This window comes from Paenibacillus camelliae, from assembly GCF_023715345.1.
GTDB lineage: Bacteria > Bacillota > Bacilli > Paenibacillales > Paenibacillaceae > Pristimantibacillus > Pristimantibacillus camelliae.
Genome location: NZ_JAMBNY010000008.1, coordinates 84,930 through 107,701, shown reverse-complemented (window position 1 = coordinate 107,701; position 22,772 = coordinate 84,930). Strand labels below are relative to the sequence as shown.

Annotated in this window: 21 protein-coding genes; all 21 read right to left on the bottom strand. The window is 43.8% G+C overall.

Going from position 1 to position 22,772, the window contains the following annotated elements; genetic code table 11:
* Window positions 1-309 precede the first annotated feature (309 nt).
* The 21 genes from M3180_RS14120 to thrS all read right to left on the bottom strand — a co-directional run bounded on the left by M3180_RS14120 (window position 310) and on the right by thrS (window position 22,416).
* Window positions 310-885: a DUF6434 domain-containing protein gene (locus M3180_RS14120; RefSeq protein ID WP_251668589.1), complete on the bottom strand. Its 576-nt coding sequence runs from the start codon at window positions 883-885 to the stop codon at window positions 310-312.
* 160 nt (window positions 886-1,045) lie between these two features.
* Window positions 1,046-2,038: an ABC transporter ATP-binding protein gene (locus M3180_RS14115; RefSeq protein ID WP_251668587.1), complete on the bottom strand. Its 993-nt coding sequence runs from the start codon at window positions 2,036-2,038 to the stop codon at window positions 1,046-1,048.
* 36 nt (window positions 2,039-2,074) lie between these two features.
* Entirely contained in the window at window positions 2,075-2,857 is a 783-nt protein-coding gene (locus M3180_RS14110; protein WP_251668585.1) for an ABC transporter permease, read from the bottom strand.
* Window positions 2,854-3,669, bottom strand: coding sequence for an ABC transporter permease (locus M3180_RS14105; protein WP_251668583.1), 816 nt, complete (start codon window positions 3,667-3,669; stop codon window positions 2,854-2,856). Before M3180_RS14105 ends, M3180_RS14110 begins: the two co-directional genes overlap by 4 nt.
* The gene (locus tag M3180_RS14100) at window positions 3,660-4,847 is read right to left on the bottom strand and encodes a serine hydrolase domain-containing protein (RefSeq protein WP_251668581.1); all 1,188 of its coding nucleotides are present in this window, start codon (window positions 4,845-4,847) and stop codon (window positions 3,660-3,662) included. Before M3180_RS14100 ends, M3180_RS14105 begins: the two co-directional genes overlap by 10 nt.
* Window positions 4,848-4,948: 101 nt before the next feature.
* A complete protein-coding gene (locus M3180_RS14095) occupies window positions 4,949-6,097 on the bottom strand; it encodes a serine hydrolase domain-containing protein (protein ID WP_251668580.1) in 1,149 nt (382 codons plus the stop codon).
* A gap of 210 nt (window positions 6,098-6,307) precedes the next feature.
* A complete protein-coding gene (locus M3180_RS14090; protein WP_251668578.1) occupies window positions 6,308-6,649 on the bottom strand; it encodes a zinc ribbon domain-containing protein YjdM in 342 nt (113 codons plus the stop codon).
* A 170-nt stretch (window positions 6,650-6,819) separates the two neighbouring features.
* Window positions 6,820-7,884, bottom strand: a complete 1,065-nt coding sequence (gene aroF / locus M3180_RS14085; protein ID WP_251668575.1) for a 3-deoxy-7-phosphoheptulonate synthase — start codon at window positions 7,882-7,884, stop codon at window positions 6,820-6,822.
* A gap of 239 nt (window positions 7,885-8,123) precedes the next feature.
* Window positions 8,124-9,068, bottom strand: coding sequence for a 4-hydroxy-3-methylbut-2-enyl diphosphate reductase (locus tag M3180_RS14080; protein WP_251668573.1), 945 nt, complete (start codon window positions 9,066-9,068; stop codon window positions 8,124-8,126).
* 367 nt (window positions 9,069-9,435) lie between these two features.
* A complete protein-coding gene (locus M3180_RS14075; protein ID WP_251668571.1) occupies window positions 9,436-10,905 on the bottom strand; it encodes a sensor histidine kinase in 1,470 nt (489 codons plus the stop codon).
* A gap of 4 nt (window positions 10,906-10,909) precedes the next feature.
* Window positions 10,910-11,602, bottom strand: coding sequence for a response regulator transcription factor (locus tag M3180_RS14070; protein ID WP_251668715.1), 693 nt, complete (start codon window positions 11,600-11,602; stop codon window positions 10,910-10,912).
* A gap of 94 nt (window positions 11,603-11,696) precedes the next feature.
* Complete coding sequence (locus M3180_RS14065; protein ID WP_251668569.1) at window positions 11,697-13,334, bottom strand: S1C family serine protease; 1,638 nt, start codon at window positions 13,332-13,334, stop codon at window positions 11,697-11,699.
* 164 nt (window positions 13,335-13,498) lie between these two features.
* On the bottom strand, window positions 13,499-14,149 hold the full coding sequence (locus M3180_RS14060; RefSeq protein ID WP_251668567.1) for a response regulator: 651 nt from the start codon (window positions 14,147-14,149) through the stop codon (window positions 13,499-13,501).
* 1 nt (window position 14,150) lies between these two features.
* Complete coding sequence (locus M3180_RS14055; RefSeq protein ID WP_251668566.1) at window positions 14,151-15,188, bottom strand: sensor histidine kinase; 1,038 nt, start codon at window positions 15,186-15,188, stop codon at window positions 14,151-14,153.
* Between the two features lie 2 nt (window positions 15,189-15,190).
* The gene (gene liaF / locus M3180_RS14050; RefSeq protein ID WP_251668565.1) at window positions 15,191-15,982 is read right to left on the bottom strand and encodes a cell wall-active antibiotics response protein LiaF; all 792 of its coding nucleotides are present in this window, start codon (window positions 15,980-15,982) and stop codon (window positions 15,191-15,193) included.
* Between the two features lie 255 nt (window positions 15,983-16,237).
* Complete coding sequence (locus M3180_RS14045) at window positions 16,238-16,390, bottom strand: hypothetical protein (protein ID WP_251668563.1); 153 nt, start codon at window positions 16,388-16,390, stop codon at window positions 16,238-16,240.
* Window positions 16,391-16,614: 224 nt separating this feature from the next.
* Window positions 16,615-17,994: a methyl-accepting chemotaxis protein gene (locus M3180_RS14040; RefSeq protein ID WP_251668562.1), complete on the bottom strand. Its 1,380-nt coding sequence runs from the start codon at window positions 17,992-17,994 to the stop codon at window positions 16,615-16,617.
* Window positions 17,995-18,250: 256 nt separating this feature from the next.
* Complete coding sequence (locus M3180_RS14035) at window positions 18,251-18,427, bottom strand: hypothetical protein (RefSeq protein WP_251668560.1); 177 nt, start codon at window positions 18,425-18,427, stop codon at window positions 18,251-18,253.
* A 187-nt stretch (window positions 18,428-18,614) separates the two neighbouring features.
* The gene (locus M3180_RS14030) at window positions 18,615-19,940 is read right to left on the bottom strand and encodes a uracil/xanthine transporter (RefSeq protein ID WP_251668559.1); all 1,326 of its coding nucleotides are present in this window, start codon (window positions 19,938-19,940) and stop codon (window positions 18,615-18,617) included.
* A gap of 198 nt (window positions 19,941-20,138) precedes the next feature.
* Window positions 20,139-20,309 carry a hypothetical protein gene (locus tag M3180_RS14025; RefSeq protein WP_251668558.1) on the bottom strand — a complete coding sequence of 57 codons (171 nt, stop codon included), beginning with the start codon at window positions 20,307-20,309 and terminating at the stop codon, window positions 20,139-20,141.
* 169 nt (window positions 20,310-20,478) lie between these two features.
* A complete protein-coding gene (thrS, locus tag M3180_RS14020; protein ID WP_251668556.1) occupies window positions 20,479-22,416 on the bottom strand; it encodes a threonine--tRNA ligase in 1,938 nt (645 codons plus the stop codon).
* Window positions 22,417-22,772 lie beyond the last annotated feature (356 nt).

The window sequence follows — 22,772 nt, the reverse complement described above, 5'->3', positions numbered from 1 at the left end:
CCTAGTTGTTTTTGAGCAGCCATGTCTCAACCAGTCCCATCCTCTATACGTTTTACTTATTATCTATTTAAGGTTTACGCCGGTGAAATCTATCTTCCCCTTCATGTCCCCCCTCTCCGGCTCAACAGCGCTTAGTACAGACAGAAGCATTGCACAAGGCTCAGATCACTCTAAACCTTATGCAACGCTTCGCTCGATTCATTGCCATATATATTCCTTCGCTTCTATAACTATCCAATCCTGCACATGTATACTAAAATGTTCAGCAGATTATTCCTCATAAATGAGATCACCCATTTATTCCCTCAATCATCCATGCTGATTTGGAATATATTTGTTGCTGCCAGGAAGCTTCTTTATCGCATTCCAAGCTTCAATGGCTGCTTCACGGTTTTTCCCTTGATTACTCGGATCTGCAAAGTAATCACGTATGAATTGATTGTATTCAAATTGAGGAGCGATCTTTTTCTTATATGTAGGCTCCTTCTTTCGTTTTTCTTCCTCAACCCACGCATCCACTGCATCACGGTATGTCTTGCCTACATTTTCTTTAAAATAATTTTGAATATAGGTAGAAAAGTGAAACTTCGGGATCACTGACTTGAAAAATGCTCTCACCTCTTGACTGCAGCGATGATTTTCAGTAATGACCGTATCCAGTGTAAGCTCCGCTGAAGATACAGCCTTCTTCATGGAGCTCGATGCTCGTGTAGGCTTTTTTATTTCCCCAGTTTGAAGAAAAAACTCGATCCTTTCAGAAATCTCCGTTTTTGAGCCGCTAGCACTTAGTCCGTGTTCTCTGCAGAAGGCTTGCAGCTCTTCCTTAAGCCAGTAGTAATCTTTAAAGCTTTGAATATGAATATCTTTCGTTAAAGCAGGTCTCAACAACAACACCTCAATTATTATGTAGTTTCACTATTATTCATTATAGAACATACGTTCCTATTAATCAAAACAAATGTTACATCAAGCTATATGAATCTGAAAACAGCACCATTGTAAAAAGACCTACACCTCTTGGGCATAGGTCTGCATTATACATCCGTTATACGCTGTGAACGGGAGTATGAGATTGCTCGTATAATTGCTTCATTACGGCTTCGATAGGTAGAGCCTCAATTGCCATATCTATGATGCCATAGGACTCGTTAAACTGAGATATAAACGGTTTTAGCGCTAGAGCTGACGTATCTATCTCCAGCTCCACCTCAAGCGGTCCGATACGCTCTAGCAGCTTCAGGCCAGCAGGCAGCGAATCAGGCACAGGCTGCTCGGTAGTTAGTCGAACTGACTTTTTATTGCCAAGTCTGTTTCTTAAACCGTTTAAGCTGTCATCAACAACGATCTGGCCGTGATTGATGACCATTACTCGCTCCGCCAGAAGCTCGACATCCTCAAGATCATGTGTCGTAAGAATAAAAGTCACCTTACGCTTGTTCATGCTTCGTATAAAGCTTCGTATATTCTCCTTGGCGATCATATCTAGACCAATTGTTGGCTCATCCAAAAACACAAGCTCAGGGCGATGAAGCATCGCCATAATAAACTCGCACTTCATTCGTTCACCAAGAGATAGCTGTCGAGTCGGCTTTCTCATCACATCACCAACCTGAAGCAGCTCAACCAATTCATCTAGCGTTTCAGCGTAATCCTTATCTGAAATACTATAAATCGCTTTATTCATATAGAATGCATCCGAGGGTGGAATATCCCATATGAGCTGCGACTTCTGGCCAAATACAGCTCCAATACGGCGTACATATTCCCTACGCTGCTTCCATGGCACAAGACCAAGGCTTCTAACTTCACCGGAGGTAGGATGTAAAACCCCGGTCAGCATTTTCAGCGTTGTTGACTTTCCAGCGCCGTTTGGCCCGAGAAAGGCCACCATCTCACCCTGCTCTATCTTAAATGAGATGCGATTCACCGCACATATTTCCTTCATCGGCCGATGCACAAGTGTTTTGATCACCTCTCGCATCGTATGGCCGCGCTCAAAGGTATAATACTTCTTGCTTAGCTCATTTACTTCTATCATCGATTAACACCGCGCTTTCCGTTCCTATGCACATCATTAGCCGCCTGCACTCGTGTAATTTTTCAGCATTCGATTCCAATATACTATTCCGAGCAGCACCAGCGCTGCGGCTGAAGCTAGTGTCCATAGCGAGCCCCAGCCCTCTCTGCCAAGCAATGCGGAGGCTGGCACAAATGCAATTAATCCAATCGGCAATATATACGTAAACACATTTTGCAGCGCTTTAGAGAAAATGGTACCCGGATACATACCAAAGCCTGACACCGCATCAAAAATATCAAATACTCGACTGCTGCCTACCCAGCGAAACAATATCCCCGACAAAAACAATGACATTGAAAATAAAATCGCAATCGAGGCAATAAACAACAAGCTAAATTGAACCCATGCCGCTCCTCCAGGAATAACGATGCCTTGCATTGCAAAGGCAAACAACACCGAGCCGCTAACGAGCCTGCCAAAATCATCAGGATCAAACCCAGAAAGCATCGACATAAACATAACAGGTCTCGGCCTTAACAGAAGCAGATCGAAGGTGCCTTCACGAACCTGAGAAAGTGTCGTTCCGACCATGCCGAAGAAAAATGGGAAGGCAATTCCCTTGGCTAGTACAAATACTGCCTGTACAAGGAGCGCTTCATGCAATGTCCATCCCGGAAACGATGCTCCAGAACGATAGACGAGCAGCGTCACGAGAGGAACAACAAGATCACCTACGATGAGCAGCAGCACACTTAATATAAAGTGGCTGCGATATGCCATCATCTCTGCAAGCTTTACTCTCATCATGGAACTCCAGCATGCTAGTATTCCCTTCATACGCCAACCCCCGTAAACCGTTTAAGTGCCGCGCGATACATAAGAAGCATCAGGGCCGCGGTCACTGCGACGGCCAATGCCTGCAAGCCAACTGCTTCTGCAATGGACAAGCGTATGCCAGCCAGCTCATAGTCGCCAATAAACACGCGCGTCGGCAAATACGTAATAAATTGAAAGGGCAGAAAAAACAGTATTTTCTGCACCACTTCTGGGAAGAAGGACAGGGGCAGAAACACCCCTGCACTTACATCCTTCAGCAGTAGAAATACGCGTCTAACGCCTTCCGCTCGGACTAGCCAAAATGCAGTGAGGCCAACACAATAATTGATCATAAAGCTCATTAGAAAGCTTAGTAATATCGATACCACTGCCCAGCCCGGGGCAACTGGGACAAGCTGCACCTGAAACAATAAGACAAACAGCAGCAGCACCGGCAGCACCTCAAACCCTAACGCGAGCGTGCGATGACCTAGCTTTTGTGCTAAAGCAAATACCCAGTGCGGCAAAGGACGCAAGGCGAATGTAACGAATTTGCCACTGCGTACGAGCATCTGCAAATTCCAATCAGCAAAATCAAATGTAATATAGTGGATCAACGTTACGACTCCGTAATACGTCAGCATCTGTTCGAAGGTTAATCCGTTAATCGTTTCCTTCCCCACGAACATCGCCTGCCATATAAATACTTGTACGAGGAACAATACAGGTCCTACAAAAAGAGAGGCGAGCATATGGGAACGGAAGGCCGCCCATTCCTTATAGGTTACGAAGCCGATCGCTCGAATGATCGCCCATTGCTTGTTCAAAGCCATCCCGCTCCGATCACATTTTGAGTACCAATCATCGATTCAGGACACCAATCACTGTTAGACGGCACGAAAAACAGAATGACTGCTTGTCGTTTTTGATCGAGCAGCAGAATACAGCGTCCTGCTCCTTCGTGACCGTAAGTGTCCTCTTCTATCCATTCACCAGGCGCGATTAGAAGCGGCCCGAGACCATATGCTTTATCCTTCAGCCTTCCTCCCCAGCTAAAGGCATCGATCCCTTTATCTAAGCAGTTGCTGATCATTTTTTCGACGGACTTGCGAGACAAGATTCTTACGCCATCAACGGCACCACCATTTAACAGCATTTGACCAAATCGATTGAGATCCGATAGCGTCGAATACAAGCCGCCGCCTGCTCTTGGTGCATCATTCGGACCAAGCTTACTGCTTAGACGGGAGCTTTCCCACTCATTGATGATGCACACTTCATCTTGAAGCTCTTCAGGTACTACGAAAAATGTACGCTCGAGGCCTAGCGGCTTAACAATACGTTCCATAACGTACTCCTCATACCTCATGCCGCTCACCCTTGCAATTACTTCTCCTAGCACTGTATAGCCTGCCGATGAATAATTCCACTCCTCACCGGGCTTGGATAGCGGCTTGCCTGACAGCAGTGCACGAATCCATGCTGTACGCTGCTGCTTTGCAAGCTCCTCAGAATCCGTAATCGCATGCGGACCCTCTGTTTCCGGCTGGTAAGCGAACAGTACTGATCCCCAGCCTGCGGGATATGGCTCCAAGTAATAAAACGGGTCTGCACGTAGGCCAGATGTATGGGTAAGCAGATGCATAATATTGATTGACTCATATAATGGATGCTTAAATTCCTCGATCCAATCCGCTACAGATTGACGTAGAAACAGCTTACCCTCCTCAATGAGCTGAAATATAGCTACGGCAGTAAACAGCTTCGTAACCGAGGCGATCCGCCGAATAGAATCCTTATTCATGATGGATTCTGGACGATCAAAGCGCAGACGCCCCATCGCACCATCCGCAAAAACCTTTCCATGTCGAGCTAGCACATAAGATACGCACTGAATTTTGTCTGCTTTTATTAATTGGGCAAAGTGATCGTTTAACCGTTCTAACACTTCCTCCGAAAACCCTGCCTCCTTGCAGTCCATTCTTGATGGTTCTGTCGTTAAGGACATCATCTTTCCTCCATTTCATAGGATTATAGGTTTATCTATACAAGCAATCATATGATTTCAATAGATTTAGTAGACATGAAGCTTGCGGCATATGATACCAGATACTAGAGGATGCCTGACCACACGATGGAGCGAGGAAGCAAAACGGATTCATGCGTGTAGCCTTGCTGAGAAGGAACGAAAAATACGAATACAAGCTGTTCAACAGGATCAATATATAGCCCGCTATGTCCAAAGCCTTCGTGAGAATAGGTGCCTTTCGAGCAAAGATCATAGTGTTCTAGCGACCAACCGAGCCCATAGGGATAGTTTTTATGATTGCTGCCCCAGCCTTGATGAGGAACATTGTGTAGGTGATTGGTGGTTTGCAGCTGGATTGCACGGGGAGATAGAATGCGCTTACCATTATACTGTCCGCCATTCAGCATCATCTGGCCGAAAATCCACAGATCATCCAGCGTTGAGTATAAGCCATTACCAGCTTTCGGTGGATCGTCGTCACTTGCTAGATTTGAACGAGAAAGCTCTTCCTCCTGCCAGCTGCTCGTTACACACACTTCATCGTGCATTGCCTCTGGCACCGTAAAGAAGGTGCGACTCATGCCAAGCGGCTGCAAAATTTCATCATAAATGTACTGCTCATAGGATTTACCCGATACGGCTGCAATAATTGCACCAAGCAACGCGTAAGCGCTCGTTGAATATATCCACTCCTTACCAGGCATTCGTTGTAGTGGTCCCGCCAAGATCACTTTCTTCCAGTTGATTGATGGATCTTGCTTGCGAATCTCTTCTGCCGTCCACTCGAACCAAGGTAGTCCATATGGCTCGTTGTAAAACCCTGGGTCTCCATTTAAACCAGAGGTATGGGTTAGCAAATGAAATATGGTAATCTGTCGATGCTTATCGTTATCCATCTCGGGTAATATACTGCTAGCCGACTGATGAAGGTACAATAAACCACGGTCAATGAGTTGTCCGATAGCCACTGCCGTAAACGCTTTCGTGATGGAATAAACCTTGCGGATGGACTGAGGAAGCAGGTCTTGGCTGTCCGAAGCATACCGAAGCTTGCCCATCGCAGAGCGGGCGAAGATATGTCCGTTTTTGGAGATCAGATAGCTCGCTCCTTGCAATGTTCCGCGTTCAATCAGCTTCTCGTAGTGCTCATTCAGTGCTTCTAGCTTTTTTCTGTCATATCCTACATCCTCAGGCTTAGCATTCAAATTTCCATCATACATTGCTTGAAGCATATGATCCCCCCTAAAAATAAGATAATAAAATAAAAATTGGAATTACTTAGAAATTATATGTAAATCCTTCTATTCTGTCTAGCTCATTTTTTTATCGTGTGTAAGAATAGAACGCTTGGTTGTATCGCATGGTTCAATCGCTTGGTTGTCTTGCTTGCGTAAAAATAAAAAGGACAGCTTCAATATGCTGTCCTAAAAAATCTTTCTGGGTTATGCCTTTTTCACAAACTCACTTTTCAGCTTCATTGCTCCAAAGCCGTCGATTTTACAATCAATATTATGATCACCGTCGATCAATCTAATATTTTTAACCTTCGTACCAATTTTCAAGGTAGAAGAACTGCCCTTCACCTTTAAGTCTTTTATTATCGTGATCGTATCTCCATCCTGAAGTAGATTGCCATTCGCATCGTGCACGACTAGCTCATCACCAGCTTGCTGATCGTTAGCAGGCGACCATTCATGTGCACATTCAGGACAGATAAACAGTGTGCCATCCTCATACGTGTAGATGGAATTACATTTCGGACAATTTGGTAAATTCGTTGACATAGCGATTCTCCATTTCTATCAATATTGGTCCAAAGCATAGTGGACGATATAAGTCCCTATCGTAGCTGATGAATCGCAAATTGTCAAAACTCAAGCCATAATAGCAAAATTATGTAAAAATACAGCTGCTAGCCTCAAAGCTTGAGGTAAGCAGCTGTAGCTGTGTAGTACTATTTAATCCATTCTTTAAATGCTTCAGCGGGTGCTTTCTCTGTATTGAACTCCTTGCCTACAATAGGTGCTAGCTTCTCCAGATCCTTAAGCAATGCAGCGAATTGATCTGGGAACAACGATTGAACACCATCCCCAGTCATTGAATTGTCTGGATCCGTATGCATCTCAATAATTAAGCCGTTCGCACCAGCAGCAAGTGATGCCTTACTCATCGGCTCTACAAGCTCGCGTCGACCTGTTCCATGGCTCGGGTCAGAGATAACTGGCAGATGACTTAATGATTGAAGCACTGGAATGGCAGATAGATCTAGCGTATTTCGAGTATACGTTTCGAATGTGCGAATACCACGCTCACACAGCATGACGTTTGGATTGCCACCAGCTAGAATATACTCTGCTGCGTTCAAAAACTCATCATAAGTAGCACTAAATCCGCGCTTCAGCAGCACAGGCGTTTGAATCGTACCTAGCTTGCGCAACAGATCGAAGTTTTGCATATTGCGCGTACCAACCTGCAATATATCAGCATACTGTGCACATACATCCACATATTCTGGCGTCATTACCTCAGTGATCGTAAGCAGCCCGTGCTTTTTCCCTGCTTCTGCCATCATCTCTAAACCTTCAACACCAATTCCTTGGAAGCTGTAAGGTCCTGTTCTTGGCTTGAAAGCACCACCACGCAGCACTTGGCCACCAGCAGCTTTTACTAGTCTAGCAATCTCATCGATTTGCTCAGGGCTTTCAACCGCACAAGGTCCGCCCATCACTACGACATGACTACCGCCTATTTTTACACCGTTAATCTCAATAACGGTATCATTTGGATGAAAATCGCGACTTGCCAGCTTGTAGGATTTTGAGATTTTAATGACATTCTCAACGCCGCGCATCGATTTTAATTGTTCTCCGAGCTGAGGATCTGCTTGCCCAATAATACCAATAACTGTCCGATCAGTTCCTTTAGAGATATGGGCCTTCATCCCATCTCTACGCTCGATAAACTGTACAATTTCCTGCAATCTTTCTTCTGGTACATTATTTTTTGTAATAACGATCATATTATTTCTCTCCTTTACTTCGGCAACTGTACTTACTTATATCAGCCTATGTGTATAACACATAACACTTTCACGCTTATATGCTTTAATGCTTATGTGCTTCGACGCTTTTATGCTTTTATCTAATAAAGTAATCATAATCGCTTCCCTTGCAAATGTCAACCATAAAAAGGCCTGCAATAAAAAAAGCATAAGCCTAGTTGTATTCTAGACTTATGCCTTAATCTTAGGAAATAATATTATTTCGTTTTAATTTTTGGTAAAATCTTCTCCATATTAACCGTACGTGTAATCGGCCAGGTAGATGGATCGTCATGCTCATACTGTGCTAAATAATCGATAACTTCCTTCGTTAATGCAGTAGGCGTCGATGCACCGGACGTAACAGCGACCCGATCAATGCCCTTCAACCATTCCTGCTTCAGCTCCGACAGATCAGCAATGCGGTAAGCTTTAACACCAGCAATCTCCTCTGATACTTGAGCTAGACGATTAGAGTTGTTGCTACGAGGATCACCGACTACGATACATAGCTGTGCCTCTCCAGCTTGGTTAGCAACTGCTTCCTGACGCACCTGTGTTGCTAAGCATATCTCATTATGCACTTCAGCATGCGGGAACTTTTCCTTTAGCTTTTCAATAATATGACGGATATCCCATTGCGACATCGTCGTTTGATTCGTAATAAGAAGCGGAACATCGGAGCTAAAGCTTAAGCTCGCAATTTCATCCTCTTTTTCAATCAAGTGAACCATGTCCGGCGCCACACCAATTGCGCCCTCTGGCTCGGGATGACCTTTCTTACCGATATAAATGGTATGGAAGCCCTCTTCACTTTTCTCTCTAATGATATCATGAGTTTTTGTGACGTCTGGGCATGTTGCATCGATAACCGTCAGGCCCTTTTCACGTGCTTTTTTACGAACCTCAGGCGATACACCGTGAGCTGTAAAAATAACGGTACCTGTTTCGATTTGATCTAATATTTCAAGACGATTCGGTCCATCCAGTGTAATTACACCTTCCGTCTCGAATGCCTCAGTGACATGAGCATTATGAACAATCATTCCAAGAATATAAATCGGTCTTGGCAAATTTTGATTTTTTGCCGTTTGCAGAGCAAGTACCATAGCATCAACAACACCATAGCAATAGCCGCGCGGAGATATTTTAACGATTTCCAATCTTTGCACCTACTCTCTATACAATGCTTGTCTTGCAACATTCTGCTTAAAACGTAAAATAAGTGTTCAAAAAGTTCAGCTTTCAGCACCGAGAATAATCTTTCAGTGCTACTTGTGATCAAAGTTGGATTTTGAACTTCCTCTTTAAATAGATGTTCAAAAATTCAGCTTTCAGCACCGAGAAGATTGAAAGAAGCTAGAGACAGAGGAGCGCAGCGTACATAAAGGTACGTGAGCACCGGATGGCTCGGCTGAATTCAATATTCGATGTCGAAAACGCATCCAGTTACTGCTTCGTGATCAAAGCTGTACTTTTTGAACTTCCTCTTAAGCAGTCTGTTCTAACCATTATAGCCCATTGTATCGCTTAGGAAAAGTCTATCGGCAGCCAGATGGTGAATGTCGAGCCTTTTCCTTCCTCAGTCGTTACCTCAATGCTGCCTTGATGCTCATCTAAAATCCACTTTGCAATGGCAAGACCGAGCCCTGTGCCAGCTGTTACACCGCGTGATTCATCCGCCCGGTAGAAGCGGTCAAATATATGCGGCACCTGCTCTGGATTCATACCTAGACCCGTATCGCTTATTATCCAGGCCATAAAATCATCCTTGCGTACAGCGTTCAATGTAACGGTACCCTCTGGCGTATACTTGAATCCATTCTCAATGAAGATGAACAGCAGCTGCTGTAGATAATCCTCATTACCGTGTACCGCTACATCCTTAAGTGGACTAAGATCGCCAACCTCCCAGCTTGCTTGTCGTGGCAACAGCTGCGCACGTCGGACAACCGCTTCCGTTAAGGAATAGACGTCAACTCTCTCCTTTTCCATAACATAGCCCGCGTCAGCACGTGCTAGTGCCAGCAAATCATTCACAAGCGTTGACATGCGTTTAGCTTCTGCTGATATGTCTGTCATCGCTTCCTGTGACAGCGCAAAATGATTCTCCGATATTGGAATGATGCTGTTCACAGCGTTATCTAACTGAGCTTGATCCTTCGTTTGCGACCACATCTTTTCTAGCAAATCAATATTGCCTCTTATCGTAGTTAATGGCGTACGCAGCTCGTGCGAAGCATCCGAGACGAAGCGGCGTTGTGCTTTATATGCTTCATCCAGCTCATTGTAGGCCTTCTCTAGTCTTGATAGCATCAGATTAAGAGTATCGACCAAGGTGCCGATCTCATCCTTTACAGGCGGGTCAGCAATACGCACACTGAGGTCGGAGCCGCGCTCGATGCTTCTTGTCGCATCGATTACTTTCTCAATCGGGCGCAGTGCTTGGCGCGCAATAATCATTCCGATTGAAAAGGCTACGAGCACGGTGACAATCGAAGCAAGCAGTAAGCTATTCAACAGCCCTTTTAGAAATTGCTCCTCATTGTATGGAATGGCTCCGACCTGTAGCAGCCCGACTAGCTCATCTTGAATGTGCAGTGGTCTCTGATACGTAATCATATTGTATTTTTTAGATCCGATAACGACCTGTGTCTCAACAAAACCAATCTGAGGTGATGATGCTGCATCTTGATAGGGAATATGCATATCCTGCTCAATAAGGTTACTTGATCGACGTATCAATCCGTTGCTGTAATTTACGAGCTGCACATACATATCCTTGCCCTCTATCCGTGACTGCCGATCAAGATTAAGATCAAGCGAATTAAAGAAGGATGTCCCAACAATATTCAGCTTTTCATTTTGCGCACGAACCTGATCCTTTAGCTCGGAATACGTATTCCAGCTTATAAAAAAGTAAACAATACCACCAAAAATCAACAAAGCTCCTGCAAGCATTGCAGAATACCATAGCGTTAGTCTTAATCGCAGTGACAATGCTCTAACCTGCCTCTCCTTTAAGCACATAGCCTGTGCCGCGCACCGTTACAATAATACGTCGTAATCCGCCTTCCTCAAGCTTTTGACGCAGCATCGCAATGTATACCTCAAGTACGTTCGATTCACCGCTAAAATCAAAGCCCCATATCTTTTCCATAATCGTATCACGAGTCAACACCCGCTTCGGGTTTTGCATAAACAGCAGCAGCAGCTCATATTCCTTCGAGGTCAGCTCAATGCGTCGGCCTGCGCGAATCGCTTCCCTTGCATCTAGATCCAGCACCAAATCCTCGAATGCTAACACGCTCTCCTCTTTATCCGTGCGTTCCACCTTACGCCTAAACAGTGCTCTTGCTCGAGCAAGCAGCTCCTCCAGCGCAAAGGGCTTTACAACATAATCATCCGCTCCAAGATCGAGACCCTTCACTCGATCTGAGATTTCGTCCTTCGCCGTTAGCATCAGAATAGGAACCTGACTGCCGCTTTCTCGAATGCGACGACAGACCTCCATCCCATCTATGTAAGGCATCATGACGTCAAGAATAACGAGGTCTGGCTCCTTCTGCATAAAGCTCTTCAAGCCATCTGCTCCATTATTAGCAATGGTTACCTCATATCCTTCAAATGCCAACGAGCGACGAAGCATTGATGTAATCCGATCATCATCATCAACAACCAATATCGATTGTCTCATCATAGTTCCTCCTCTATTCGGTCATACTCTAGTTAGAACAAGAAACGCAGAGATTCACTCCCTGCGTTTCTCGGTTCGTTACATATCTATCAAACTATTCTAAGCCAAACTCGTTCTTATCGCCAATTTCAATTGGAAGCTGCAAGGTCTGACCATTGCGAATGACCGTTAGCTCTATAACGTCACCGATCTCTTGTGACACAATAATTTGTTTCAGCTCGTCTGTATTTCTAATTTTTTTGCCATCTACTTCGGTAATAACATCATATTGCTTCAAGTCACCCTTATATGCTGGAGAGTTGTAAGCTACACTCCGGACGATGGTACCTTCCTTGCTGCTCAACTGGAGCTGCTCGATCAAGCCATCCGTTAAATCCTGCAGGTCCACACCGATAAATGGTGCTGGCTTCTCAGGAATCGGCTCATTGTTTTTCAGCGCATCCAATACCTCAGTAATGGTAGAGGTCGGAATGGCAAAGCCAATGCCCTGCGCTGTTGAGCTTACCGCTGTATTAATGCCGATAACTTCACCATTCATATTAAGCAGCGGGCCGCCAGAGTTACCTGGATTAATTGAAGCATCTGTTTGCAGCAGATGTTCATAGTTTCGCACTCCGTTCGAATCAGGAATATCGATTGGGCGCTCCTTCGCGCTAATGACACCGACTGTTAATGTATGATCGAAGCCATATGGATTACCGATTGCAATTACCCAGTCTCCAATTTTCGTATTTTCAGAGTTACCAAGCGGCAATACTGGGAACGGCTTATCACTTTCTACCTTTAAGACAGCGAGATCAAGCTCATAGCTTTCGCCAAGCAATGTTGCAACAAGCGGCTCATCATAGCCTTCAACGATAACTCGTATCTCATCAGAATCTGCAATAACGTGCTGATTCGTTAAGATATAGCCGTCTGCCTCGAAGAAGAAGCCTGTTCCCATGCCGGACTGCTCTAGCTCATTAGAATTTTGATCCTCTGTACCTGGAATATTATTGCCAAAAAACTGTCTGAAGAAAGGATCATTGAATAACGAATTGGAGCTGCTTCTTGATCGTTTGGAGAACGTTTCTATTTTAACTACTGCAGGACTTGCTGTGTTGAATAGTTCTGCGATATTGTCTGGTCGATCCATCATCAACGAAGTCGCTGTATTCGTTGTACCACTACTGCTTGAGCTTCCACCAGTATTAGTTACATCGCTTTTGTAGCTATTCTGCGTTGAGATCACATCCTTCGAGAACCAGTTCTGCACATCAGCGGTATACATAAGCAAGCCCACCGCAACTACGCCTGCCATAAAGGATAAAAACATCTTGCCGAATCCACTAGAGCTTCGTTTCTCCTTCTTGGCAGATAATGGATCACCTCCGCCACTTGTTGTAAATGGACGATAGGCTGATTGGTTAGGCTGCGGAGATGTAGCGCCGTAAATCCCGCTGCCTTCATATGTTTCACTACTACGAGGATAAGCTGCAGCCTGTTGATGATTAGTCGGTTGCTGCACCGCTTCCATCGGCCGTGTATTCCCATACGAGTAGTAGGTTGGTCCACTCGGTCTTTGTTGATCACTGCTATGATCGACAATAGGTGTAAATTGCGCATCCTCTGTGGAAGTTCTATTGTCACCTGCGCGATATTCACGCTCTTTATGAGAGCTATCCGTATGCTCGAATGGCTCTTTGCTAAAGGACTGGCCGTCTTTATAGTATTGATCATTTTCGTTGCTCATAGCATAACTCCTCCTGTCTATATCAAGCAATCATCGCGTTTTTGATATCTCTATCTTGCACAATGTACCTTAAAACAAACTTAAAAAAATCTAAAAATAATATAAATAAAAATCCGCATTTCGCGCCTTCAGCGAATTACGGATTGATTCTCATTTTAGTTAGATTATTTATTCGCCCATCCTTTACGATGTGCAAGCACTGCTAGCTGTGTTCGATCCTCTAGCTCGCATTTCATTAACAGATTGCTGACGTGTGTCTTTACTGTCTTAATACTAATATGGAGCTCATCAGCAATTTCTTTATTGGACAAGCCGTCAGCGACAAGCAGCAGCACCTCGCGTTCTCGCTCCGTAAAGCCTTCGTCGCCTTGTTGACTACGCTGTACGCGAAGCCCACGTGTTAAGGACTGGGAGACCTCTGCAGACATAACGGGCATCCCCTTCAATGCGCCCTTAATAGCAAAGATAAGCTCTTCAGCTGATACGGTTTTCAGCACATAGCTGATTGCACCTGCTTCAATTGAGGAATACACCTTATCATCTTCCAGAAAGCTAGTAAGCATGACAATTTTTATATTCGGGTACTTCTCACTAATTGCTTTCGTCGCTTCAATTCCATTCATAATCGGCATCATTAAGTCCATTAAGATGAGATCTGGCAGCTGCTCACTGCTGCTTAAATAAGCTAATGCCTCTTCACCGTTGCCCGCTTCTGCTACGACGCGGAATGACTGCTCCAGCATTAAATAAGTTTTCAAACCTAAACGTACCATATCATGATCATCGACGATCATTATGTTAACAACCTGATCCATGCTATAGCTTCGGCTCCTTCTCTATTAATTTCGGAATCGTTACCTTTACGATCGTGCCTCGGCCTTCCTTGCTAATAATATCCGTATCACCGCTCAGCTTCTGTGCGCGCTCCTGCATCGTTGATAACCCATATGATTTTCTAGTAAGTGCTTCTTGCTTAAAGCCGATTCCATCGTCCTCTAATGTAACAATTACTCGATGCTCCGTCTCATAAAGCGTTAGCTGACAGCTTTTGCACTGCGCATGCTTTACAACGTTGGCCATCGCTTCTTGAATAATTAAAAACAGCTGGTGCTCCTTCGCGTCTGTCAGCTCCGACTGTATTCGGTAGTCCAGTCTACCTTGTATATTATTCTGTCTACAATAATCAGGATACCAGTAATGCAGCGCTTCGGACAAGCTTCGATTTTCCAGCTCCATGGGACGAAGATGCGCAATAAACTTACGCATTTGCTGCTGTGCATTACTCGACATCGTTACGAGCTGTTTCATCACTTCATTCGCATGCTCAGGATTAACTTCCTGTAGCTTTTGCAGCGAGGAGGCGCTCATATGAATAGCAAACAGCTGCTGACTGACGCTGTCATGCAGATCACGCGCCAGCCTTTTTCTCTCTTCGAACACTGCAGCCTCTACACTCGCGGCCTCCTGTAAAACCTTGGCTTCTCCAAGCACCTGAATGTAGGCAAGCTTCTGCTCGGTTTGCTCTAGAAAGTCATTGAATTGTCGATACCATGCCTCATAAGGGTCGCCTTCATCATACTGTACTCTCGCAGAATAGTCACCGTTATATGCATTTTTAAGTGTATACTCTAGTTTTTCTAGTGCTGCACGCTCATTACGTATAAGTAGCTTTGCAAGAATCGCACTTACAATGACGGAAAGGAACAATACAATCATAATAAGTGTGAGCCAATTCACTAGTGGCTGCAGCAGTACAAAGCATACAACAGCGAATACTGCGGTCAGCACTCCGACCATAATAGAATGAAGGTTTAATCCTAGATTGCCTATAATCAGCCTGCTGTTTTTACTCATTGTTACCCTACCTTTTTCACTTTTGCATCGCCAATAAAAGTAGATACTGTAATTAGAATTCTGCGTTCACATTCATGATATTGAGGCGTGCTCATTTCGGAAGAGCGTAGAATGCCTGATTCCTTCTGATCAATAAGCTTCGTATCGCCTAAAAATGCACTCATCTGAACCGATACCCCTAATGTCACATCGTTCGGGACGAAGATTTTCACATCCCCTATAAATGCTGAAATTTGAATACGAGTCTCGCCGTAAGGGATATGCGCTTTCGATAAGTCGATGGTCATATCTCCAATGAATGCAGACAGATTCATCGGTCTAAGCTCCCAGTGCTGCCTGCCATAGTGAATGTCCCCAATAAAAACTGAACGATTTATCGTATCATAGTCACTGCCATAGCTTTTTTTACTTGTATTCGCTTCTTGACCGTAGCTGTAGCTTTGACCGGTATGGCTTGAAGCTGTAGATGAGCCGTAGGTATAGCTTTGCTTCGATTCAGCCTTCGCTTGCTGATCAACGTTAACAGACGAAAATGGTTCATCCATCGGTGGCGGTGGAGGCGGAGCTACATTCGGATTATAATAATCCCATTGCTGTTCTTGCTGCTTTTCATCCTGCTTCTTAGAGCTTCGAATCATCTGCAAGCCATGCATAATGATCGCTGCGCCAACTAAGACTAGAATTAGCTTGCCAAGGCTAAATGAAACAATGCCTAGCTGTTTCGTAATAAACCAGCCGCCAACAGCGATAATTATTACCGCAACCCCATACTTATCAAAAAAAGATCTTTTCATCGGAATTCTCCTTTACATTCTTATCGTTACTGCTCCATAGCTAGCTGTTAGCTGCATGACCAGTGTTAGATTCAGTGAGCCTTTTCTATATTCAAAGTATAGCGCAGCTTACGATTCTCTATAAGCGACGTAGGATTGAAGTTGTCTCGGTCTGTAGACCGAGATGTTAAGATTTTAAGGCTCAGCTGGAGTATCTGGAGCATCTAGAGAAATAAGGAGATCCTTTCGCAATTCTATCAAGCTTGGCCCAGCATATTACTCCTTCTTGCTATTATCCGAAAGCATTATGGCAATGTATAAAAGCAAGCCAAAGACTGCTCCTCCCATCAATATCAATCCCATTTCTCCAAGGAATAATGACATATATACAATAACCATGCCCAAAATCATATATCCTAATATTCTCATTGCTTCCCTCCTAACCTGTAGATCAATTTAATCATCCAAGTGCAAGGCTAAACCAAATAAATCTCGTATCAGATACAAATTCTCAACAAAAAAGTCATCGGTACCTCCGTATTGGTATGTGTTAAGCAAACCAGCAGGAGTGAAACCAATGACTCATTTTATTTTAATGGAAGCTTGTAAATATTGCTACTATTGTAATCGCTAATTTGTTGAAACGATTGCAGTTAGCTGCCAATCGTTAAATCAATACCTAATACACCGACAATGCTATCGTCTTTATAGATAGGGACTGACAATGTCTGACACAAGCGCTTCGTAATGGCTGATACATAATAGGTGGATTGATAGCTTTCCCCCCTCATCGCTTGCTTCCACCACTCTCTTCCCTTCGCATTTAGCAAGCCTGCATCGGGGATCGATACGATAAACGAGCCGTCCGCATGATTAGACCAGATCGCTTCGACCTCTGGTTCACTGCTTAGCAGAGCGCTCAATTGCTCATAATGCTCTATTGGGTCGAGCGATGTAATTGAACTGCGACTCGCTGCCTCAGTCAACCACTTGATCATTGCGTCTGTATTCGCGTTAGTCGCCTTCTTAACGACATCTATCTCTACACATTCGATTGCTTGCTTCAATTCGTTAGAGGCTTTCCCCATATTACTACGTATACGATCGAGCTTATGAATTTGGCTACGCTGGGCTTCATTCATACTTACCGTATCCTTTACTGCAATCAACGTTTCATTGACGTACTCTACCGCCTCCTGTAAACGAGTTGTCACATACGCGGTTTGAATCTTCTGGCTATCACTCGATGCCTTCATATCGGAAACAAGCTGATCGACCTCAACGATACGTTCAGCAATCATATCCATTCGTTCGCAGCTCATCCCCATTTCCTGTACGCTTTGCTCTACGAAGGTGCGCTCCTGTGCGACTGCACTTGTCACAAGCTTAACGCCTTGTTCGATATGGGCAACAAACTCTGATGACTGCTTAACCGTTGCATTGCTTTGATCCGCTAGTCTACGAATTTCTTGTGCTACGACGGCAAAGCCTTTCCCATATTCACCAGCATGGGCTGCTTCAATCGAAGCATTTAGAGCAAGCAATGAAGTTTGTGACACAATTTGCTGAATTAGCTTGTTCAGCTCATATATTTTTGATGTATGTTCAATAAGCGAATTAATTTGCAGCGTCATGTCGAGATTACTCTTTTGCAGCTGCTGCATTCTACTTTCCATTTCAGTTAAAGACTTCTGCAGATCAAGTGTTACTTGCTTAGTTTCTGAGCTTTGATTCGTTAGATGCATCGCGCCATAGCTGATCTGATCCGCAGCGGCAGATACCTGCTGTAAGGAAGAGAAAACCTCCGTAATTTTACTATTAGCCTGCTTACTGCAATTTGTTAATAAACGCTCCTGCTGCTGGCTCTTATCAGTGATCGAGCTTAAATGTATCATTGCTTGATCCACTTCATCTACTGCCGCCACAAGCTGGTCGGAGATCACGATCGATTCATTATATAAGCCTTTCATCTGGTGAATGTAGCTATCCTGCTCAGTATCACGCTTTTTTGACAATGAAAATACGTTAATCATATGTCACTCACTCCCACACCCTGCGTTATGTATAAGTCTTATACTACAATTTTACGCCGTATAATAGTGGTGCACAAGAAGGGTAAGTCATATTTATGTTATATTATATGACGTAATTTTTGCAGTAAAATACGTAAAAGCTTTCATAACGCAAAAAATCCACCCCTGTTGTACAAGTTCCATGTACCAAGGTGGATTTTTCTCTTGCTGTAAGATCGACCAACACCGCCACCGGCTATTTTTTTCTTTTAAGCTGCTAGAGTGCATATTCTCGTAATAGCTCCTCAGTCGTAAGCTCTCTCGTTTCTTGCTTCGTTACAAATTGGTCATTAGCCCAGCAATCTTTACACTTTTCTTCTGTTTCACAGCGATAGGCGTTTTCACAATGGTAGCAATACATTAGTAAATTTGTTGTTACTTGATCTGCTTTCATCTTTCTCACCTCAGATATCTTTGTTATGTCTTAAGTATATACTGTAGATTCATATAATTATGTGATTTTTTTCACATAATTATATGAAAAAAACGAACTTACGCTGGCACCTACCGTGCAGATCGAAGTTCGTTTATTTCGTATTTCGTTTCGTTGATATGTCTACAGACATCCGAAAATTTCTACATTATTTACTGTTCAGTTGTTCAGTTTTTTCAGCTGTCCCTGAATCCTCCTGCCATCTTATCGTATGCTCCAGGACAATGGACAAAAGTACACCTATAATAAATCCGTTGCTCACTAAAGGCTGAATGACTGAGGGCAAGCTAGTAAACAGCTTAGGATCAGCCATCATAATGCTGACGCCTAACAAAACTGGTGCAGCGAAGCGATGCACAGTAACCGAGTTAAAAGCATAATTTCGTACACTTTTCAGTGCCGTACCAAACAGCTGCAAGTAAGCAACAAATAACACTGCATTGCCGACCGTAATTGGTAGCTGTGCAAGCATCACCGCCAGGCCAGGAACAACACCAAGCGCAATGATCATCACTCCCCCCCAATAATACGGCTTCTTCTCATAAATTTGAGTGCTTTCTAAGAAACCGATCGATGACGCAAATGGCGCATAGGCAACTAATCCAAACAGGGAGCCTATCATACTATATCCGCCTGTGAGCAGCATGGAATTGCGATATCGATTACGTTCTGGCGATTCCTTATATATGACCGCTGCCGCCTGTATTGACGCAAATGTATTGCTCATATTAAGTAAGCATGCAATAAATGTCATGATGACGATGCTAAGCTGCAGATTAGGCGGTCCAAGTGGAAAAAGTATCAACCCTCCACTACCCTCAGACATCGATGCAATGGAACCCGCGTCAGGAAACAATAGCTTAAATATGGGCCAGCCAACGACGATCCCTATCAACAAAGAAAAGTTACTTATTAGCCTATTTCCTTTAATTTTCAGAAAGGCTACAAATATGACGATAACGAGGGAAAACAATGTAATCGTGACGTTCATTGATCCATCCTCAGCTACACTTATCATTCCGTCAAAGAATATGATAGCGAGCTGGATAGATAGCAGCATAAGAAAAACATTCATGACCATCGGTTTGAATATTTTATTAATAAATGACACCGCACCAAAAAGTGCTAGCAATATCGTTACTGCACCAGCTAGCAGCATACCAGTCGCTATCCCGCCACCTACCTCCTTTAAGCTTAACCCAAGACTCGGTGCAGAAGCTCCCAGTGTAAGCATGACCCCCCAAATAATGCCCGATGGACCCTCCAGCAGTGGATAACGGTGACCAATCCAGCCTTGTAATATACAAGCGGCTCCAGTAACGACTAAGGAGGTTCGTAAGATGGACACAATCTCACCAGTTGATAATTCAAATGCTGCCCCTATGGAAATGGGCACGACAACAACATTAACAAAAATAAAAAACATCCATTGAATCGATGCAAAGAATGTTACTTTGTTGCTACTTTGATTCATGAGTTTTCTCTCTCTCCCTATTCTTAGTCACATGCTAGAACAACATGACCTTATAACTCTTCCCCTTGTGTTAATCTTCTTATCGTACCATAGAATATGAATAAGTTCATCAAACGATTAAGAGGCGACCAGCCTCTGTGTAACAAAGATTGGTCGCCTCTATGCTAAGTAGTGCTGGGCAGATCTAAGTAGATCTAATTAACGTTGTTGATTATTGTTGTGAAGCTTATTGTTTTGTTGCTGTTGCTGGTTGTTAACTTGTTGCTGATTGTTTTCTTGATTGTTCTGGTTGTTAAGCTCTTGTGCAAATTCAGCATTTTGGTTTTGATTGTTATTGTTATTAAGCTGGTTTCTGTTTCGTTTAGCCATGTTTATCACCTCCAAGAGATAGTATGGTTAATTTCACGCTTCCTATTCAAATTATCCAAATAACCTAAAAATGGAAGTATGTATAAGATAAAAAAAGACTAACGATTACCATACTCAGCAGCGCTGATTGGAATCGTTAGTCTCTTTAATAATTTGCAAGTAATTAATGTTATTGGACTTTAGTTGCAATATCCTTCTGAACTAAAGCAATAAATTCTGCAAGCGGCATGGAGCCAATATCTCCTTCTCCGCGCTTACGAACGGATACGGAGCCAGCAGTTTGTTCATTTTCACCCACTACAAGCATATATGGTGATTTTTCAAGCTGAGCTTCACGAATTTTGTAGCCAAGCTTTTCATTACGTAGATCAACTTCTGCGCGAATACCTGCGTCAAGCAGCTGCTCAGTAACTTTAGATGCATATTCATCAAAAGCTGTTGAAACAGGAATGACTTTAGCGTGTACTGGTGACAGCCATAGTGGCAAAGCACCTGCAAAGTTTTCGATCAAATAAGCAGTCATACGCTCCATTGTACTAATAATACCGCGATGAATAACTACCGGACGATGCTTCTTACCGTCTTCACCAGTATATTCAAGCTCAAAACGCTCAGGCAACAGGAAGTCTAGTTGAGCTGTCGACAGCGTTTCTTCTTTACCTAGTGCAGTTTTAATTTGTACATCGAGCTTCGGACCATAGAAAGCAGCTTCGCCTTCTGCCTCGAAGAACGGCAAACCTAGCTCTTCAACTACTTCACGAAGCATACGTTGAGACATTTCCCACATCTCGTCGTTTTGGAAATACTTCTCTGTATCTTGAGGGTCACGATATGACAAACGGAAGCGATAGTCTTTAATTCCGAAGTCTTCATAAACCTTACGGATGAGATTAATTACACGAGAGAACTCTTCCTTAATTTGGTCTGGGCGACAGAATATATGTGCATCGTTCAATGTCATTGCACGAACGCGATGCAAGCCTGTTAATGCGCCAGACATTTCATAGCGGTGCATTGTACCCATCTCCGCAATACGAAATGGTAGATCTCTATAGGAATGCATTTCACTCTTATATACCATCATATGGTGCGGACAGTTCATCGGACGAAGCACTAGCTCCTCGTTGTCCATCTGCATAAGCGGGAACATATCTTCATTGTAATGGGCATAGTGACCAGAAATTTTGTATAGCTCAACGTTCGCTAGTACAGGTGTATATACATGCTGGTAGCCTAAACGCTCCTCTAGATCAACGATGTAACGCTCCATCGTACGGCGCACTTTAGAGCCGTTTGGCAGCCATAGCGGTAATCCTTGGCCAACCTCTTTGCTGAACGTAAACATTTTAAGCTCTTTACCTAGCTTACGATGGTCACGCTTCTTCGCTTCCTCAAGCAAGTGAAGATGCTCATCGAGCTGTGCTTTTTTAGGGAAAGCTGTTCCATAAATACGCTGCAGCATTTTATTTTTTGAATCACCACGCCAGTAAGCGCCCGCTACGCTAAGCAGCTTGAATGCTTTAATGCGGCCAGTGCTAGGCAAGTGAGGCCCACGACATAGGTCAAAAAACTCTCCCTGATCATACATCGTAATCACAGAATCTGCTGGCAGATCATTGATCAACTCAAGCTTCAGATTGTCATCGATCTCTGTATAAATTGCCAATGCTTCCTCACGAGAAACCTCGCGACGACGAATAGAAAGATTCTCGCCAACAATGCGGTTCATTTCTTTCTCGATCTTCACTAGATCCTCTGGAGTTAGCGATTGTTCCATGTCGATATCATAATAGAAGCCATCCTCGATAACAGGACCGATGCCAAGCTTCACGTTAGCATCCTTATACAGGCGTTTAATTGCTTGTGCCATTAGATGCGCTGTGCTATGACGATAAACCTCAAGTCCATCCTCGCTATCTACTGTTACGATTTCAACGCTCGCATCCGCTTCAATAGGTGCATAAACGTCAACTACTTTTCCATTTACCTTACCCGCTATAGCATTCTTTTTAAGACCTGGGCTAATGGAAGCTGCGATTTCCTCAGTTGTTACACCAGACGGATATTCACGAACTGCGCCATCTGGAAACTTAATATTAATACTCATGTTTTTTACCTCCTGCAATGAATTATGCTAATCAACAAGCGATTGCGATTCGACAAGCAAAAGCTTGAGACACAAAAAAAGCACGCATCCCAAAAAAGGGACGAGTGCTTGTCATCTCGTGGTTCCACCCTACTTCAACTACAATATTGCAGTCCTCGTACGATCTGTTAACGGAGATACCCGGTACAGCTTACTATGCATGCGCAGTTCTGCGGTACAGCTTAGAAGTGGTACATCTATGTGCAGCGTGGAAGGAATTTTCAGCCTTGATTCCTCTCTCTGAGCCCGTGCGTTCATAGTTGCGTGTCTTCCTCATTGCTATTAAAGCATATCGATAAGAGATCAACTCTTAATAT